The sequence below is a fragment of the Lentzea sp. NPDC051838 genome, from assembly GCF_040681245.1.
Classification (GTDB): domain Bacteria; phylum Actinomycetota; class Actinomycetes; order Mycobacteriales; family Pseudonocardiaceae; genus Lentzea.
Genome location: NZ_JBFAYI010000010.1, coordinates 172,625 through 190,532 on the forward strand (window position 1 = coordinate 172,625; position 17,908 = coordinate 190,532).

General features: G+C 68.8%; 15 protein-coding genes. 6 read left to right on the forward strand and 9 right to left on the reverse strand.

From position 1 onward, the window contains the following. Positions 1–4 precede the first annotated feature (4 nt). The 5 genes from AB0M24_RS23465 to AB0M24_RS23485 form a co-directional block, all read right to left on the reverse strand. The gene (locus AB0M24_RS23465) at positions 5–616 is read right to left on the reverse strand and encodes a class I SAM-dependent methyltransferase (protein WP_363771445.1); all 612 of its coding nucleotides are present in this window, start codon (positions 614–616) and stop codon (positions 5–7) included. Between the two features lie 86 nt (positions 617–702). Continuing rightward, positions 703–2,214, reverse strand: a complete 1,512-nt coding sequence (locus AB0M24_RS23470; RefSeq protein ID WP_363771448.1) for a LuxR C-terminal-related transcriptional regulator — start codon at positions 2,212–2,214, stop codon at positions 703–705. Between the two features lie 38 nt (positions 2,215–2,252). Further along, on the reverse strand, positions 2,253–3,458 hold the full coding sequence (locus AB0M24_RS23475; RefSeq protein WP_363771451.1) for a glycoside hydrolase family 88 protein: 1,206 nt from the start codon (positions 3,456–3,458) through the stop codon (positions 2,253–2,255). A 172-nt stretch (positions 3,459–3,630) separates the two neighbouring features. Then, complete coding sequence (locus AB0M24_RS23480) at positions 3,631–4,617, reverse strand: GNAT family N-acetyltransferase (protein ID WP_363771454.1); 987 nt, start codon at positions 4,615–4,617, stop codon at positions 3,631–3,633. Between the two features lie 4 nt (positions 4,618–4,621). After that, a complete protein-coding gene (locus AB0M24_RS23485) occupies positions 4,622–5,605 on the reverse strand; it encodes a hypothetical protein (RefSeq protein ID WP_363771457.1) in 984 nt (327 codons plus the stop codon). A 117-nt stretch (positions 5,606–5,722) separates the two neighbouring features. Between AB0M24_RS23485 and AB0M24_RS23490 the strand changes: the two genes are divergently transcribed. Next, positions 5,723–6,604: an exopolyphosphatase gene (locus tag AB0M24_RS23490; protein WP_363771460.1), complete on the forward strand. Its 882-nt coding sequence runs from the start codon at positions 5,723–5,725 to the stop codon at positions 6,602–6,604. On the opposite strand, the gene AB0M24_RS23495 is transcribed toward AB0M24_RS23490, so the two are convergent. Together AB0M24_RS23495 and AB0M24_RS23500 are read right to left on the reverse strand one after the other, a co-directional pair. Beyond that, the gene (locus tag AB0M24_RS23495) at positions 6,601–6,948 is read right to left on the reverse strand and encodes an STAS domain-containing protein (protein ID WP_363771462.1); all 348 of its coding nucleotides are present in this window, start codon (positions 6,946–6,948) and stop codon (positions 6,601–6,603) included. The two genes, AB0M24_RS23490 and AB0M24_RS23495, sit on opposite strands and share 4 nt — an antisense overlap. A 62-nt stretch (positions 6,949–7,010) precedes the next feature. Next, positions 7,011–7,406 (reverse strand): ATP-binding protein, encoded by a 396-nt coding sequence (locus AB0M24_RS23500; protein WP_363771465.1) that lies wholly within the window; start codon positions 7,404–7,406, stop codon positions 7,011–7,013. A gap of 95 nt (positions 7,407–7,501) precedes the next feature. Here AB0M24_RS23500 and AB0M24_RS23505 point away from each other — a divergent pair, with 95 nt between their 5' ends. Beyond that, entirely contained in the window at positions 7,502–7,870 is a 369-nt protein-coding gene (locus AB0M24_RS23505; protein WP_363771468.1) for an STAS domain-containing protein, read from the forward strand. A 416-nt stretch (positions 7,871–8,286) separates the two neighbouring features. On the opposite strand, the gene AB0M24_RS23510 is transcribed toward AB0M24_RS23505, so the two are convergent. Next, positions 8,287–12,438, reverse strand: a complete 4,152-nt coding sequence (locus AB0M24_RS23510) for a HAMP domain-containing protein (RefSeq protein WP_363771471.1) — start codon at positions 12,436–12,438, stop codon at positions 8,287–8,289. A 132-nt stretch (positions 12,439–12,570) separates the two neighbouring features. On the opposite strand from AB0M24_RS23510, the gene AB0M24_RS23515 reads away from it, so the two are divergent. The 4 genes from AB0M24_RS23515 to AB0M24_RS23530 all read left to right on the forward strand — a co-directional run bounded on the left by AB0M24_RS23515 (position 12,571) and on the right by AB0M24_RS23530 (position 17,322). Next, positions 12,571–13,956, forward strand: coding sequence for a PP2C family protein-serine/threonine phosphatase (locus AB0M24_RS23515; RefSeq protein WP_363771474.1), 1,386 nt, complete (start codon positions 12,571–12,573; stop codon positions 13,954–13,956). Between the two features lie 40 nt (positions 13,957–13,996). Continuing rightward, entirely contained in the window at positions 13,997–14,998 is a 1,002-nt protein-coding gene (locus tag AB0M24_RS23520; protein WP_363771477.1) for a hypothetical protein, read from the forward strand. An 80-nt stretch (positions 14,999–15,078) separates the two neighbouring features. Further along, positions 15,079–16,710, forward strand: coding sequence for a PHP domain-containing protein (locus AB0M24_RS23525; protein WP_363771479.1), 1,632 nt, complete (start codon positions 15,079–15,081; stop codon positions 16,708–16,710). Between the two features lie 15 nt (positions 16,711–16,725). Continuing rightward, positions 16,726–17,322 carry a TMEM175 family protein gene (locus AB0M24_RS23530; protein ID WP_363771607.1) on the forward strand — a complete coding sequence of 199 codons (597 nt, stop codon included), beginning with the start codon at positions 16,726–16,728 and terminating at the stop codon, positions 17,320–17,322. On the opposite strand, the gene AB0M24_RS23535 is transcribed toward AB0M24_RS23530, so the two are convergent. Beyond that, entirely contained in the window at positions 17,288–17,896 is a 609-nt protein-coding gene (locus AB0M24_RS23535; protein ID WP_363771482.1) for an alpha-ketoglutarate-dependent dioxygenase AlkB, read from the reverse strand. The two genes, AB0M24_RS23530 and AB0M24_RS23535, sit on opposite strands and share 35 nt — an antisense overlap. Positions 17,897–17,908 lie beyond the last annotated feature (12 nt).

Sequence of the window (17,908 nt, forward strand, 5' to 3'; positions counted from 1 at the left end):
GGGTTCAGCGCCGGCGCAGGCGGTACCACTGCTCGTCCGGCCGCAACACCGCTTCCATCAGCTTCGGCAACGTGAAGTGCGACGGTTCGACTCCGGTGATGGTCCAGTCCGGGAACGCGCGCTCGATCTCGTCGCGGTCGGCGCCGCGGATCAACGGCCTCCTGCGGCGCGGCCAGGCGATCAGCAGCAGGGTCGCGTCGGCGGCCGCGACCGCCGTCACCTCCCGGCCCATCGCCTGCTGCTGCTCCGGGCCGAAGTCGTGGAACGTGCCGGAGTCGACGATCAGCCGGTAGCCGTCGCCGACGTCCGCCGCGCGCAGGTCGGTCACGTCGCCGTGGACCAGCCGCACGTCGACGCCTGCCTGTTTCACCCGGTCCTCGGCCCGGCGCAGTGCCTTGGGGACGAGGTCGACGCCGGTGACCTGCCAGCCGCGCTTCGCCAGCTCCACGGCCCAGATGCCGCTGCCGGTGCCGAGGTCGAGCGCCGGGCCGAACGGGGGTTCGCGGCCCTCCTGCTCGCGGTCGAAGAGCTCGGAGATCTTGTCGACGAACGGCTGGTCGGTCGCCGCGTCCTCCCACGGGTGGAAACCGATCGAGTAGGCCAGTTGGTAGTGCATGGCGTCCTCCTGACGTGCGGGATCAGCTCGACGCTAGGAGTCCGGCCGAGGTCAGCACATCGGGAGAAATGTGGAACCGGGCCCGGTCAGGCCTCAGCACTTCTGACGAGTCCCCGCTCGTAGGCGTAGGCGGTCGCGGCGGCCCTGCTCGGCAGACCGAGCTTGGTGAGGATGTGGCTGACGTGGGTCGCCACGGTCTTCTCGCTGATCACCAGGCGCACGCCGATCGCGCGGTTGCTGTGGCCCGCCGCGATCAGGGCGAGCACCTCGCGTTCGCGGCCCGTGAGCACGCCGGAGTCCTCCCGCACGGCCAGGTCTGGCGTGGCGCCGAGCTCCTCGAACGTCGACCGCGCCGCCTCCCGCTCCACCGCGGCGCCGTCGGAGTCGCCCAGCTCCTGGCAGGCGAGTCCGATGTGGACACGAGCGCGGGCGTTCTCGTGGCGTGCGCCGAGTTCGAGCAGACCGGTGGCAGCGGAACGCAGTGCGGACAACGCCTCGACCGGCTTCCCCTCGGTGAGCAGCACCATGCCGATCGCCTGACCCGCCCGTGCCCGCAGCAGCGGTGCGGCGAGGTGGTCGGCGTGCCTGGACAGCTCGTCGGCGCCTTCCCTGGCCGCACTGATGTCGTTGCGCGCCAGGGAGATCTCGACGAACGCAGGCAGCAGTGCACAGCGGCGCAACGGGTCCGCCGCTTCGTCCAACGCGCGCCGGATGCCGCCACAAGCGGCCTCTGTCCTGCCCTGGGCGAGCCGCAGCAACGCCATACCGGGCTGCGGATCGACACCGTGCCACGCGGCGTCCCGGTACGCCACCTCTGCCTCGGCGAACCGCCCGCGCAACCGGTGCAGCTCGCCCTGTTCGCAGCACGCGGCGCCCAGCGTCATCGGTCCGGCTGCGGGAGCGAACCGTTCGCGCGCACGGAGAAGCTCGTCGGCCGCGGCCGTCCAGTCACCCTGCAGCCGCAGGAGCTCGGCGCGGTGCACGAGGCACTGGCCCCGGTACAGCACCAGCCCCTGCTGGCCGTCGCACCACCGGCTCAGCTCCGCCGTCCACGCCCGCGCGCGCCGCAGGTCGAACAGCTCCTGGCAGGCCTCGATCGCGGTGCAGTACAGATCTCCGACGGCCATCGGCGCGATCTCGCCCAGCGCCACCGCCGTCATGGCCTCGTCGAGCAGCGCCACGCCTTCCGCGACGTCGCCGAGGTAGATCAGGCACCGCCCCTGTCCGACCCTGGCCAGCGTCGTCAGCTCGACCGAACCGAACCGTTCGCCGATCTTCGCCGCGTGCACGAACGCGGCGTGCGCGGGCACCACCTCGCCCTGCAACACGTGCCGCAGCCCGGCCAGGTACCGCAGATGGCCCTGCTCGACGCACTCGCGTTCGGACAGCAGCCGTTGCGCCCGATCCACCCACCCGCCGCCGCGGGCGAACTCGCCGGAGTTGATGAGCCCGAACGCCAGCCAGAACGCACATCGCACGGCACGCGGCGGATCGTCCAGGCACAGTTGGAAAGCACGGGCCCAGGCGGGTTCGGCGTCCTCACCGGCGAGGAACGCCGCCTCGGCGCACCGCACGAGATCATCGGCCTGGTCCGGCATCTGGAAAACGGTACTCCAGACGCCGGACCAGGGCCGTGCTACAGACCGATGGCCTTCGCGATCTGCGCCGGCTTGAGCACCCGCAGGATCGCCTCGAACAGGTAGTAGTCGCCGTACGGCAGCGAGACCTCGACGCCGTCCTCGGACGGGCGGTTGCGGGTGCCGCGCGCCATGATCGCCTCAGCGCGCGTCGAGTTCTTCGTGAGGCAGGTCGAGACCAGGCCGTCGAGGATCTTCAGCGCGCGCTCGCGGTAGCGGTCGGTGCCGGTGGCCTTGGCCAGGTCGAGCAGGCCGCACGCCATGATCGCGCCCGCCGACGAGTCCTTGATGTCGTTGGCGCCCAACGGGGAGCGGTAGTCCCACACCGGCACGCTGTCCGGGGTCAAGGCGCCGAGTGCGAAGTCCGCCATCTTGCGCGCGGTGTCGCGGAACTCCCGCAGGCCCGTGCGGCGGTACATCGTCGTGAAGCCGTAGATGCCCCACGCCTGACCGCGCGACCAGCACGACGTCGGGCTGTAGCCCTGCACGGTGTTCTGGCCGATCGGCGCGCCGGTGTCCGGGTTGAAGTCGAACACGTGCGGGGTCGAGCCGTCCGCGCGCAGGAAGTTGGCCTGAGTCGTTCTGGCGTGGGCGATCGCGATGTCGATGAACTTCCTGTCGCCGGTCTGCTCGGACGCGAACGCGAGCAGGTCCAGGTTCATCATCGTGTCCATGATGACCCGGCCCGCGTTGCCCGGCGTGCCGAGCTTGCCCCACGCGCGGATGAACTTGCCCGCGGTGTTCCAGCGCAGGATCAGCGTGTTCGCGGCGTCGATCGCGCCGTCACGCCACTTGGTGTCGCCGGTCAGCCGGTACGCGGTGACCCAGGACGGGTAGAAGAGGAACCCCAGGTCGTGGTCGCGCGGTTCGAGCCGGCGCGGCGCCAGCCTGTCGTTCGCGGCCTCGCCGAGCGCGCGGAACTGCGCGTCGCCGCTGTCGAGGTGCGCGAGCCACAGCGTGCCCGGCCAGAAACCGCCGATCCAGCCGCCGTCGGCGACGTAGGTCCACTTCTCCGCACGGGTGATCTCCGGGAACGACGTGATGCCCGGTGCGACCGCCTTCAGCTTGGCCAGGCCGTAGTCGAGCGCGCCGCGGAGCTTGGCGGGAGAGGCCGCGGCCTCCCCGGCACCGAGGGCGACTCCGGCTCCGGTGAGCAGGGGAGTGGCCGCGGCAGACGCCAGAAGGGTGCGTCGAGACAGATTCACGAGACCGTCCAGTCCCTTTCATGTCCTTGCGCCCGGCGACACACTGCCAGACCCGATCAAGGTCTGTAAAGAGAAGTCAAAAATTGATTCCTTCGCCTTGCCGCAAGCCGCTGACCGGCCTAAAGAGCGAATCAGATATATGAACTCGAATTGTTCACAAGGATGAACAGAATCAGACTCGAATGAGCACCGCGTCGAGATGGCGCGGGCTCAGGCCGTGGCGGCGTTTGAAATCCGAGTTGCCTCGGCCGCCTTCGAGCGTGGTCTTGCCCAGGCGGATCGCGAGCTTCACCGACTCGCCGAACAGCACGCCGTACGGGCTGTAGCGGCCGTCGACGGCGTAGTCGACGCCGCACGCCCAGGTGTGGAAGCGGGTGGCGTCGGCGAGGCAGATGCCCGCCGCGACGAGCCTGTCGTGCTGGCGGACCTCGATCACGTGCACGAGGTCGCCGAGGGCCAGGACGAACTCGGTGAGAGTGCTGCCGGGGTAGAAGCCGTTGGTGTCGAAGCGGGTGGCGGTTTTGGTGCACAGCAACGAGATCTCGTCGAGCGCGGCGTGGTCGGCCGGCAGGACCTCGATCGTCACGCCCGCTTCCTCCGCTCTTCGCTCGTTGCGCCGAAGGTTCGCTCTCGCACGGATGCCGAGCTTCGACAGGTAGTGCTCGTAGGTCGTGAGCTCGGTGGCCCATCTGTCGGTCAGGTGGCGGGCCGGCAGACCGGCCGCGCTCAGCCCTCGCGACAGCGCGTTGCCGCGTTCCACGTTCACGAACCCGTACCAGTGCGCGCCGAGGACCGACGCCGCGCGCGTGAAGGCGTCCAGCAGCCTTGGCAAGACGTCTGCCGTGGCGGGCACGTGAGCGTCGTAGCAGTGCCAGGTGTGGCTCAGCAGCAAGGGCTTGCCGACCGTCTCCGGATACGCCTCGTGCAGGCGGCGCAACGGGTTCACGGCCGTCTGGAGGTAGACCGGCAGCACCGCGACGGGTTTTTCGCCGTCCCGCACCACAAAACACCCGGAGTAGTCGGAGTTCGTCAGCGGCGCCTGCTCGTACGCGCGGACGTACGCGTGCTCGTAGAACACCGGCGCGCCGCTCGCGTGGACCACCGAGTTCCAATCGGCAGCATCGATTTCCCTTATGGAGTTCGAAAATTCCACGCGCACACGTTCACTGTACGGCGTGCCAGACCGCGAAGGGGACGTCGATCTCGTCCCGGCTCAGGCCCCCGTGCTCGAACTTCGCGGACGGGTCCGGGATCGGGAACCGCGGCGAGGCGGCGACGGCGACGACCGGGCCCGCCTCCGGCTGCGGCAGTCCGAGATCGGCGGCGTGGTGCACGGTGGCCGTCGAGCCCAGAGTCGTTGCCACGCGGTCGAAAACGGCTTCGAGCCGATCCGCCTTCGGGTAGAGCCAGCGCGTCCGGCCCGCGCCGCCGGACGGGATCACGCACTCCTCGCGCACGATCGCGTCCCAGGCCTCGACGAGTGCCGGATCGGGATCGACGGGGACCAGGCCGTGGTCGGAGTGCGCCACGACGGTCCAACCCTGTGCGGCCCAACGGGATGCGTGCGCGTCGAGCCGGAGCATCGCCTCGTGCACGGGCTCGTCGTAGCCGTGGCGGTGCACGTGGTCGTCGATGTTGACGTAGGTCCACAGGAACCGGGCGTCCTGCAGGGCCTTGTCCAGGTCGGCCACGACGTTGGCGACGAGCAGCGGCGGGTCCTCGGCCTGCGCGGTGAGTTTGTGCTTCGCGGGCGCGGGTATCCGGGTGCACCCCCGCAGGAGTGCCTGCGCCCAGGTGCCTTCGAGGAGATCGAGCTCGCGAGCCAGGACCGTCGCGCCGTGCCGTTCCAGCACGGTCGGGAGGTTCGGGATCGCCGGTGCGCCGTTGACGGCGTGCACGAGCCCGGATCCGTTGCGGTACACGGTTCCCGGCACGCGGTGGACGTCGGCCGGCATTCCGGTCAGCGCGGTCAGCCAGGCCGTCGCGGACGTGGACGGCACAGTGGAGGCGAGCGTGGAGACGGAGGCCGACAACCACGATTGTTTGGCCACGTCCGAAGAGAGACCGTCCACGGCCAGGACTATTACCCCGCGGTCCGCCGATTTCAGGGCGCCGTCGAGCCGGGAAGGGATCTCTGCCAGGGACATCGGGGCACTGTAACGCATCTCATTAGGCGAAGATGCCCTGATCGGGTGCATTGACTCCCACAATGGATACCGATGAGGTAAAGGGAACTTGGGAGTTCGTGAGAAGGAAGGTGGCGGATGTCGGTCGGAGTTCTGGACGTCGGGTGCTTCAGCGCACACCTGGTGGTCGTGGAACGAGACCTGCTGCGTCCGCTGGTGTCCCACAAGGTCAGGCTGCGGCTGGACCGGGAACTGGGTTCCGACGGGGCGATCAGCGGCGACGGCGTCGAGTCGTTGTGCGGCGCCGTGCTGGCGGCCCGCAAGAAGGCCGGCGATGTGCCCTTCCTCCCCTTCGCCACCTCGTCCGTCCGTGACGCCCTGAACGCCGACGAGGTCATGCGCAAGGTGCTCAGACGCACCGGCGTCGAGCTGAAGGTCTTGTCGGGCAAGGAAGAAGCACGTCTCTCCTACACCGCGGCCCGGCACTGGTTCGGGTTCGCCGCCGGTCCGATGGTCGTGCTGGACGTCGGCGGCGGCACCGTCGAACTGGCTCTGGGATCGGGTGCGGAACCGGAGCACGCGGTCTCGTTGCCTCTGGGTGCAAGGACTTTGACACGCGCCGGCCTCACCGTCGACGACATGCGGGCCGAGGTGCGCGAGCGGATCGCCGAGGCGTTCCCCCGCGAAGAGAGCGCTCGCGCCGTCGGCTGCTCGAAGGTGTTCGAACAGCTGGCCAGGCTCGCCGGAGCGCGCAGCGGGCCGTACGCGCCGCGCCAGTTGCGGTTGAAGGACCTGGAGAAGTGGATCCCGCGCCTCGCGAAGCTCTCGGTGCGCGAACGCGCCGCGCTGCCGGGCATCTCCCGGCACCGGGCCCGGCAGTCGCTGGCGGGCGCGGTGGTCGCGGAGGGCCTGATGAAGGTGGCCGGGCACGACGTCGTCGACATCTCGCCGTGGTCCACCAAGGAAGGCCTGTTACTGGATCTGGTGGAGCGCTCTCGCCGCCGGCGTGAGGCCGCTTAGGCGCTGAGCGCGGTGACGGCGTCATCGACGTCGGCGAACAACAGCAGCACCTGGTCGACAGCCGTCATCTCCAAGGGGCGCAACACAATTCTGGTGTCGCTGACGACGCCGAACTTGATGCCGAGCTCGTCGGCCTGAGCTTGCGTCTCCACGAGTGCGCGGATCCCCTCGGATCCGAAGAACCGCACCGCCCGCAGATCGACGACCAGTGCGGGTGGCTTGTGGTCGAGCAGCTCGGCGAGTCTGCTCGTCACCGGAGCCGAGGACATCATGTCGATCTCGCCCGTCAGAGCGACGATCGGGATGGACTGGACGTACGTCGTGGTCTGTCGAAGGTGGTTCATCAGGACTCCCGTCCGGGCCGACCGTACGCGCGATCGGGTGACGTTCACAAGCCGACCGGGTGTCAGGCCTTCAGCTCGGCCCAGACGACTTTTCCTTTTGTGTCAGGCGTTGTACCCCACCGCTCGCTCAACGCCTGCACGAGCTGCATGCCCCTGCCACGCGCCGAAGTGGGATCCACCGGTCTGAGCTGAGGCTGCTTCGACGACTCGTCGTGCACCTCGACCAGCATGCCGTTGTCCTTGCGGCTGACCGTCAGTGTGATCAGACCCTCACCGTGGTCGATGCCGTTCGACACCAGCTCGGTGACGACCAGCTGCGCGTCGTCCGCCAGGTCGTCCGTCAGCCCCCACGACACCGCGGCCTCGCGCACCACCTGACGTGCACGTGCGCAGGACCCACCCTCGGCGGACAGGGTCACCCGCACCTCAGCCAGTGGGTCGTTCAGCACAAGGCGCATCGTCGCACATCCGGTGGGTCCTTCGGATCTTTCAGCCCCCCGGTGGTCGCATGGTTCGACGCCGTGCTGCACGATTTGGGTCGCACGAGTCGGGCGTGGCGGAAGGAACGGCGACGATGGAGCTCAACGTCGGCAGCGAGGTCCAGCGGGGATGGCGAGTGCTCGCCGTCGCCGGTGAGCTGGACATCGACACCGTCCCCGTGCTGTCCGCGCGGCTGGATTCGGACGTGACAGGGGTGCACGCGGTGCTGGATCTGTCGCAACTGTTGTTCATGGATTCCACCGGGCTGGCGTTGGTGCTGGAGTGGCATCGGAAGCTGGCCGAGGCCGGGGGACAGTTGCGGATCGCCGCCACTCAGGCGCCGGTGCGGCGGTTGTTCGACCTTGCTGATGTGGCTGAGGTTTTGTCGCTGCACGAGAGTGTGGACGCGGCTGTTCAGCCGGCGGTGGATTCGGCTCGGTGAGGTCGGCTGGGCGCTGACGCGCCTTGCGGTGGTCGGCTTTTGTGGTTGGGCTGCGGTTCCAGCGGGGTTGGTCGCGTGCCGTGCGTCGTCTCGCCTTGCGTGGGTGGGCGCGCGGGTCAAAGACCGGACGAGCTTTGGTTTCGTCATCGCCGCTTCGCGACGATTGCGATTGGGGCTTGACTTCGGGTCCCTTGCGAGGCGCTTGTTCGGGCGGAAAAGGTCGGATGCTCCGCACCCGCCCGATCCGAAAAGGGTAGCACCTCGCACCCGAAGTCAAGCCCCAATCGCTTTGCGTGCGTGGTTGCGTTTTGTTGTTCGGGCGGCGGTTATTACCGGTGTCCCGCGTTGTTGTGCTCTCGTTCGGCTCGGCTTCGCCATCGCCGCTTGCCTTCGGCTTCGCGGGATGTTTTGCGTGGTCAGGCCTCTGCTGATACTCCCAGGTAGTAGGCGATCAGGCGGATGAGGTGCTCGGTGTCCACCGGCTTGGTGACGTAGTCGGTGGCGCCTGAAGCCAGGGACTTTTCCCGGTCGCCCTTCATTGCTTTCGCGGTTACGGCGACAACGGGCAGATCGGCGTACCGTTCCATTGCTCGAATGGCTGAAATAGTGGCGTTGCCGTCCAATTCAGGCATCATGATGTCCATCAGCACGATGGCCACGTCGTCGTATTGTTCGAGCGCGCGAACGCCGGTGATTCCGTTGTCGGCGTAAATGGCTTCCAGGCCGTGCAACTCCAGCACGCTCGTCAGGGCGAAGACGTTGCGCAGGTCGTCGTCGACCACCAGGACCTTCTCGCCGTGGAACCGGATCGAGCCGGACGCGGCGAGAACCGGGGCCGGGGCGACGATCGGGGTGGGTTCCGGCAGGACGATGGTGTCGTTGATGACCTTGCCCAGCGGCAGGCAGAGGGTGAACGTCGAGCCGATGCCCGGTTCGGAGCGGACTCGCAGGGCGCCGTTGAGGAGCTGGGCGAGTTCGCGGCTGATGGAGAGGCCTAGGCCGGTGCCGCCGTACTTGCGGGACGTGGTGCCGTCGGCTTGCTGGAAGGCCTCGAAGATGACGGCGAGCTTCTCCGCCGGGATGCCGATGCCCGTGTCGTGCACGTCGAAGGCCACTGTGGACGGATCGTCCATGCGCACGTGCAGCCGGATTCCGCCGTCGTGGGTGAACTTCACGGCGTTGGAGAGCAGGTTGCGGAGGATCTGCTGCAGCCGGTGTTCGTCGGTGCGCAGGGTTTCCGGCACGTTCGGGTCGACGCGGACCGAGAACTCCAGGTTCTTCTCTGCGGTCAGCGGCAAACACAACGTCTCGACGTAGCGGACCAGCTCGTCGACGCGGACCGGGTCCTCGTGCAGGGTCATGTGGCCCGCCTCGACCTTGGTGAGGTCGAGGATGTCGTTGATGAGCTGGAGCAGGTCGGAGCCGGACGAGTGGATCGTGCGGGCGAACTCGACCTGCTTGGCGTTGAGGTTGCCGTCGAGGTTGTCGGCGAGCAGCTTCGCCAGGATCAGCAGGGAGTTGAGAGGAGTCCGGAGTTCGTGGGACATGTTCGCCATGAACTCGGACTTGTACTTCGACGCGGTCTGGAGCTGGCGGGCGCGGTCTTCGAGCTCCTCGGAACCCGCGCGAAGCTCGGTCGTGAGGCGCTGGGACTCGACCAGCAGGGCGTCGGTGCGGGAGTTGGCGAGCATCGTGTTGACGTTGACGCCGATGGCTTCCTTGAGCTGGTCGAGCAGGTCGAGGTGAACGTCGGTGAACTCGTTCAGCGACGCCAGCTCGATCACGCCCAGGGTCTCGCCCTGGAAGAGGATCGGCAGGATCACGAGGTTGACCGGCGCCGACTCGCCGAGCGCCGAGGAGACGGTCAGGTAGCCGCCGGGGACCTCGCTGACCAGGATCGTCTTCTTCTCGAACGCCGACTGGCCCACCAGGGTCTCGCCCACCGCCACGCGGGTGGTGCGGGCGGCGTCCAGGCGGAAGCCGTAGGAGGCGGTGAGCTCCAGGGTCTGCTTGGAGTCGTCCTCCTCCTGGATCTGGAAGAACGCGCCGTGGTGCGCGCTGACCAGCGGCGTCAGCTCGCTCATGATCAACGAGGCCAAGGCCCTGAGATCCCGGTGGCCCTGCATCAGGCCGGAGAGACGGGCCAGGTTGGTCTTGAGCCAGTACTGCTCGCGGTTCGCCCGGGTCGTCTCCTTGAGGTTCGCGATCATCTGGTTGACGTTGTCCTTGAGCTCGGCGAGCTCTCCGGACGCGTCGACGGTGATCTGCCTGGTCAGGTCGCCCGCGGTCACGGCCGTGGCGACAGCCGCGATGGCGCGCACCTGGGTGGTGAGGTTCGAGGCCAGCTGGTTCACGTTGTCGGTCAGCTTCGACCACGTGCCGGCGACACCGTCCACTTCGGCCTGACCACCGAGCTTGCCCTCGGTGCCGACCTCGCGCGCCACACGCGTGACCTCGTCCGCGAACGACGACAGCTGGTCGACCATCGTGTTGATGGTGGTCTTGAGTTCGAGGATCTCGCCGCGCGCGGAGACGTCGATCTTCTTCGTCAGGTCGCCCTGAGCCACCGCGGTGGTCACCTGGGCGATGTTGCGGACCTGGTTGGTCAGGTTGTCCGCCATGAAGTTCACCGAGTCGGTGAGGTCCTTCCACGTGCCCGCGACGCCGGACACGCGCGCCTGGCCGCCCAGGATGCCCTCGGTGCCGACCTCGCGGGCGACACGGGTGACCTCGTCGCCGAACGCGCGCAGCGTGTCGACCATGCCGTTCAGCGTCTCGGCCAGGGTCGCGACCTCGCCCTTGGCCTCGACGGTGATCTTCTTCGAGAGGTCGCCGTTCGCGACGGCGGTGGCGACCGTGGCGATGTTGCGGACCTGGTCGGTCAGGTTGTCCGCCATCAGGTTGACGTTGTCCGTCAGGTCCTTCCACGTGCCGGCGACGCCCTGCACGCGGGCCTGACCGCCGAGGCGGCCGTCGGTGCCGACCTCGCGGGCGACGCGGGTGACCTCCTCGGCGAACGACGACAGCTGGTCGACCATCGTGTTCAAAGTGGACTTCAGCTCGAGGATCTCGCCGCGCGCGTCGACGGTGATCTTCTGCGACAGGTCGCCGTTCGCCACCGCCGTCGCCACGTGGGCGATGTTGCGGACCTGGTTGGTCAGGTTGTTCGCCATGAAGTTGACGTTGTCGGTGAGGTCGCGCCACGTGCCCGCGACACCCGGCACCTTCGCCTGGCCGCCCAGCCCGCCCTCGGTGCCGACCTCGCGCGCCACACGCGTGACCTCGTCCGCGAACGACGAGAGCTGGTCGACCATCGTGTTGATCGTGGTCTTGAGTTCGAGGATCTCGCCGCGCGCGTCGATGGTGATCTTCTGCGTCAGGTCGCCGCGCGCGATCGCGGTCGTGACCTGGGCGATGTTGCGGACCTGGGTCGTCAGGTTGTTCGCCATGACGTTCACCGACTCGGTGAGGTCGCGCCACGTACCGGCGACGCCCGGCACCTGCGCCTGACCGCCGAGGCGGCCGTCCGAGCCGACCTCGCGGGCGACGCGGGTGACCTCGTCGGCGAAGCTCGACAGCTGGTCGACCATCGTGTTGATCGTCGACTTGAGCTCGAGGATCTCGCCGCGCGCGTCGACCGTGATCTTCTGCGTCAGGTCGCCGAGGGCCACCGCGGTCGTGACCTGGGCGATGTTGCGGACCTGAGTGGTCAGGTTCTCCGCCATGTAGTTCACGTTGTCGGTCAGGTCGCGCCACGTGCCGGCGACGCCCGGAACCTTCGCCTGGCCGCCGAGCTTGCCGTCGGTGCCGACCTCGCGCGCCACACGGGTGACCTCGTCCGCGAACGACGACAGCTGGTCGACCATCGTGTTCAGCGTGTTCTTGAGCTCCAGCATCTCGCCGGAGACGTCGACCGTGATCTTCTGCGTCAGGTCGCCGTTCGCCACCGCCGTCGCGACCTGGGCGATGTTGCGGACCTGGTTGGTCAGGTTGTTCGCCATCGAGTTGACGTTGTCCGTCAGGTCGCGCCACGTGCCGGCGACGCCCGGCACCTTCGCCTGACCACCCAGCCGGCCGTCCGTACCGACCTCGCGGGCGACACGGGTGACCTCGTCCGCGAACGAGCTGAGCTGGTCCACCAGCCCGTTCACCGTCGACCCGAGCGTCGCGAACTCACCGCGCAGCGTCTGGTCCGACATGCGCTTGGTCAGGTCACCCTCGGCGACGGCGGCGAGCACGCGGCTCAGCTCCGACGTCGGCCTCATCAGGTCCTCTACCAGGCCGTTCACCGAGTCGGCGATCAGCGACCAGCCACCGGCGGTACCGGCGGGCGCCACCCGTTCGGTGAGTCTTCCCTCCTGGCCGACCGCCTGGCGGACCCGGCCCAGCTCACCGGCGAGCCACTGGTTGCGCTCCGCGATCTCGTTGAACACGTCGGCGAGCGCGGAGACGGGCCCGTTCCCCGGCACCACCAACCTGCGGCGGAAGTTGCCGTCACGCAGGTCTCTCATCGCCGAGAGAACCCTTTCGAGGGTCGCGTCCGTCTCTTCGTTGGCCGTGGTCACCATGCCTCCGTGCCTCGGTGGTCGCAGCCAAGCCTGCCACGTTAGGTTGGGAGCGAGGTAACTTGATGCCGCGATGCACGCCAACTACCCGCAGGAGGCCGTGATGATTCGGCCGAGTGCGCTGGACAACAGCGGATGAGCAGCGCCGTGGGCATCGACCTCGACGGCTGGCAGCGCCTGGTGGACGGGCTGCGCGAAGCCGTCATCGTCGTGGACCCCTCCGGTGTGGTGCGCGTCCGCAACGCCGTGGCGGCGGAGCGGTTCCCCCGGCTGTGCCTCGGCGAGCACTTCGACATGCACGTCGCCGGCCGCCAGCTGGAGCTCGGCGAGGGCTGGAGTGCCTGGTACTTCACGGACTCCACGCTCGACCACGCCCATCTGCGGCTCGCGGGCGGCACCTCGCGCCAGACGACGTTGAAGACCATCGTGCAGCTCGCGTCGGAACTGCTGGGCGAGCACTGCGTGGCCGTGGTGCCCGCGACGCGTGACCGTCTGGAGTGGTGGCGGTGTGGTGGCGGTGAGCCCACGGTCACGCGCACACCGCGCCGGGCGTCGGCGATCACGGAGGTGCTGACCGGCGAGTCGAACCTCGTGAGGATCACCTCATTGGGCGAAGGTGGCTGGGGCGTGCCGGAGGACTTCGGCCGCGCGCTGGCCGTGCCGCTGGGCGTCGGCGGCGCGCTCGTGGTGCTGCGCCAGGGCGACTTCACGCCGAACGACGTCGAGCGCGTGCGGTTGTTCGGCAAACACGCCGCCGTCGCGCTGGACGCCGCGACCAGGATGACCGAGCAGCAGCGCACGATCGACGTGCTGCGCTCGGCGTTGCTGCCGCTGCCGCTGCCCGAGGTGCGCGGCGTGGAGATGGGCTCGGTGTTCATCCCCGCCCACCAACGGGCGCTCGTCGGTGGCGACTTCTACGACGTGCACCCGCGCACGGACGGCTCGGCGACGTTCGCGCTGGGCGACGTCTGCGGCCACGGCCTGGAAGCCGCGGTCCACAGTGGACGGGTGCGGCAGTCGTTGCAGGCGTTGTCACTCGTCGAGACGAACCCGGTGCGGCTGCTGCACCTGCTGAACACCTCGTTGCGCGCCACCGGTTCCAAGCTCTTCACCACGATCGTCGTGGGCGAGCTGGTGCCGTTGTCGGCCGGGGGAGTGCGGCTGTCCCTGGCGTCCGGCGGGCACCCGGCGCCGTTGATCCTGCGGGTGGACGGGTCGGTGCAGGAGGTCAGCGCGCCCGGTGCGATCGTCGGCATCTTGTCGGACGTCCGGTTCCACGGCGAGCAGGTCACGCTGGCGCCCGGCGACACGCTGGTGCTGTATTCGGACGGCTTCACCGAGGCCCGCGCGCACACCGACCGCACCGAGTTGTTCGGGGAGCAGCGGTTGCGGGCGGTGCTGAAGGAGTGCAGGGGGATGTCGGCGGAGGAGATCGCGCGGCACTGCGAAGAGGCCGTGCTGAAGTGGCTGGACCGCGACGACCACGACGATCTCGCTTTGCTGGCCGTGCGGGCCGTCTGACCGATACGCTCCGCGGCAGGCGATCTCACTGGGGGAAAGAATGAGAACTCGGCTGCTTTGCGCTGCCTCGATCACGGCGCTCTCGTTGTCCGTCGTCGTGCCTGCCTCGGCCGATCCGGTGGCGACCCAGCTCCCGCACCTGCCCGGCGCCACGGTCAGCCAGGCGTTCGGGATCAACGACGCGGGCGTGGCCGTCGGCTACTCCGGCAGCAACAGCTCGCCGTACTGGAGCCACGCCGTGCGGTGGTCCGCGGATGGCACGGTGACCGACCTGGGCGGCCTCCAGGAAGGCGCGTCGAGCTCGGCGCGGGCGATCAACACTGGCGGTGTCGTCGTCGGCGACTCCTACGCCGACGGGGTCAACACCCCGGTCCGGTGGGGCGCGGACGGCGTGATCAGCACCATGGCCTCGCCGGCGGGCTACACCACCGCGTACCCCCAGGCCATCAACGACGCGGGGCAGGCCGCCGGCTACGGCTGGAACACCTACCCGTCCCGAGCACTGCGCTGGCAGGCGGACGGCACGGTCACCGAGCTGCCGCCGTTGCCCGGCGGTTACGAGAGCAGCATGGGCGAGGGCATCGGCGCGGACGGCACCGTCGTCGGCAACTCGCAGGGCGGCGGACTGAGGCTGCGGGCCACGAAGTGGAGCCCCGACGGCACGATCACCGATCTGGGCGTGCTGCCGGGCGGCCACGAGAGCAGGGCGCTCGGGATGAACCGCAACGGCGTCATCGTCGGCGTGGTGCGCGCGGCGGACTGGCAGGACCACGCGGTGAAGTGGCTGCCGGACGGCACGATCGTCGATCTCGGCATCCCAGCGGGCGCCTCGTCCGCCTACGTCCACTCGATCAACGACGCCGGTGACGTCGTCGGCAGCACCTACCTGAACGGCAACCGCGGGGTGCGCTGGGGCAGCGACGGCACCACGAGCCTGCTGCCCAAGTTCAACGACGAGGGCAGCGAAGCCTGGGCCGTCAACAACAACGGCGTGGTGGTCGGCAGGAGCGGCAACCAGTTCCGCGCGATCAAGTGGCAATAGCCCTTGTGAATGAAATTCCCGGTACAAGCGTTCACCGCCTGTTTCTTTGTGGCGCCAGATCGACCGGTTGAGATTTCCGCATGTCCCACTCACACGATCACTCGCACGGTGATCACACGCACCACCACCACGAGGTCGAGCCGGTTGAGGGCAGCTGGCTCGACCCCGAGGACGACCGTCCCACGTCGGTCGGACGCCGCGGTTTCCTCGCCGGTCTGGGCATCGCGGCCGGTGCCGCCGGTGCCGTCGCCGTCGGCACGGGCAAGGCCGAGGCGCACGTTCCCGTCAACCCGTGGGGTGGTGGCGACCGCTGGTACGCCGGTGACCACCACATCCACACGCAGTACTCCGACGACGGCCAGTACCCGATCGAGCACCAGGTCCGCAAAGCCCGCGAGTTCGGGCTCGACTGGGTGGTGATCACCGACCACGGTGGTCCCGCGCACCAGAAGTTCTCGATCGACCAGGTCACGCCGGACATCGAGCGCGCGCGTCGGGCACACCGGGACGTGCTGGTCTACCAGGGCCTCGAGTGGAACATCCCGGGCGCCGAGCACGCCACCGTGTTCATGCCGCCCGGCAAGCACACCGTCGACATCCTCAAGGCGTTCGAGCTGTCCTACGACGGCCGCATCGCCGGCAACGCCGAGCCGCTTGCGCTGTCCGCGCTGCGGTACCTGGAGGCGCAGGTCCTCTCCGGACGGACCGAGATCGCGCTGATGTTCGCGAACCACCCGTCCCGGCGCGGTGTGGACAGCCCGCACGAGCTGCGCGGCTGGCGGGACGCGGCGCCCGGTGTCGCGGTCGGCATGGAGGGCGCGCCCGGCCACCAGGCCGCCGGAATCCCGAAGTCCGCGGGCGGCCCCGGTCGTGCGCGCGGCTACTACGACACGGCCGCCCCGCTGCCCGAGTCGTTCCCCGGCTACCCGGCCGAGGCCTACCGCACGCACGGCGGCTTCGACTGGATGACCGCGAAGGTCGGCGGCATGTGGGACGCGCTGCTCGCCGAGGGCCGTCCGTGGTGGGTCACCGCGAACTCCGACGTGCACCAGGTCTTCAACGACACGCTGACGCAGGGCAAGCAGGACTACGCCACCACCGGGTCGAAGGGCGCACCGATCGACTCGGGCGTCAAGCAGACCAACTACGGCGACTTCTTCCCCGGCCAGTACGGGGCGAACGTCGTCGGCGCTCGGTCACGGTCCTATGTGGACATCATGCGGGGTCTGCAGTCCGGCAAGGTGATCACGGTGCACGGCAGGCTGATCGACGGCCTGCAGGTGCGCGTGCAGTCGCGTGACGACTTGCGCGGCGTGACCTTGGGCGGGCGGACGTTCGTGCGCCGTGGCGGCGACGTCGAGGTGACGATCGAGATCGATCGCGCGTCCGGGCCGAACTTCTCGGGCGCTGTGCCCGTTCTGGCCAAGGTCGACCTGATTTCGGGCCCGGTGACCGGTCCGTCGGTTGACCGCGATGTCTTCCTGGCGCCGGAAACGTTGGTGGCCAAGACGTTCGAGGTGCCCCGCAAGGGCAAGATCCGGTTCACGCACACCTTCAGAGGAGTCGAGCGCTCGTTCTACCTGCGGCTGCGGGGAAGTGACGGCAAGCGCCTGACGTCGGACGGCAACCCGATGGTGGACGAGATCGCGAACTCGGACCCGTGGGCGGACCTCTGGTTCTACGCCAATCCGGTGTTCGTCGACGTGATCTAGTGTGGGCGCGTGTCCATGACGCGCAACCCCGATCGCCTCGTCCTCTTCACCGACGCCGTGGTCGCCATCGCGATCACGTTGCTGGTGCTGCCGTTGGTGGAGATCGTCTCGGAACCGGGCGACGAGCCCCCTGCCGAGATGGTCTCCCACCACTGGCCGCAGATCTTCAGCTTCCTGCTGAGCTTCGCGGTGATCGCGCACCTCTGGTTCACGCACCACCGGCTGTTCGAGAACGTGAAGCGGTACAACGCGCCGCTGGTCCTGCTGAACATGGGCTGGCTGCTCACCATCGTGGTGCTGCCGTTCCCGACGGGGCTCGTCGGCGAGCACAGCGGGGACACGTTCGTCCGGCTGTTCTACGTCGGCACGATCCTGGTGAGCAGCCTGTTCCTGACCGCGCTGACCCTGCTCGTGCACGGCAGCCCCGCGCTGGCCGTCGAAGCGCGCGGCCTGTCGTTGCCGGTGGTGCTGCGGGCGGTCACACCGTCCACCTTGCTGTTGCTGGCGTTCGTGCTGGTGCCGTACATCGGTTACAACAGCATGTTCCTGTTGCTGCTGAGTCCTCTGATCGACGTGGTCACCGCACGCCGTGCGGCCGGAACTGCACGCTGATCCTGGGGCCGACGACCTTCGACGTCTTCGGGATGGCGTGCTCCCAGGTGCGCTGGCACGAGCCGCCCATCACGAGCAGATCGCCGTGGCCCAGCGCGTACTTGTGCGTCTCGCCGCCGCCGCGCGGGCGCAGCAGCAACGCGCGGGGCGTGCCGACGGACACGATGGCGACCATCGTGTCCTCGGTCTGGCCGCGGCCGATCGTGTCGCCGTGCCAGGCCACGCTGTCCCGGCCGTCGCGGTAGTAGCAGAGGCCCGCGGTGGTGAAGGGTTCCTTCAGTTCGGGCAGGTAGTGGCTGCTGAGCGCGTCGCGAGCCGTGGTGAGCACGTCGAACGGCAGGTTGCTGCCGTAGAAGCAGAGCAGGCGCGGCACGTCGACCACGTTGTCGTACATCTGCCGGCGCTCGGCCCGCCACGGCACCTCGGCCACGAGCCGGTCGAAGACGGCGTCGGCACCCGCGAGCCAGCCCGGCTGCACGTCGATCCACGCGCCGTCGTCCAGTTCGGTGCGGCGCGGGGTGAGCGGAGCCAGCGCGGGCTCCGCTTCCAGGTCGAACAACGATCCCTGGCGCATGGGACCGCAGTG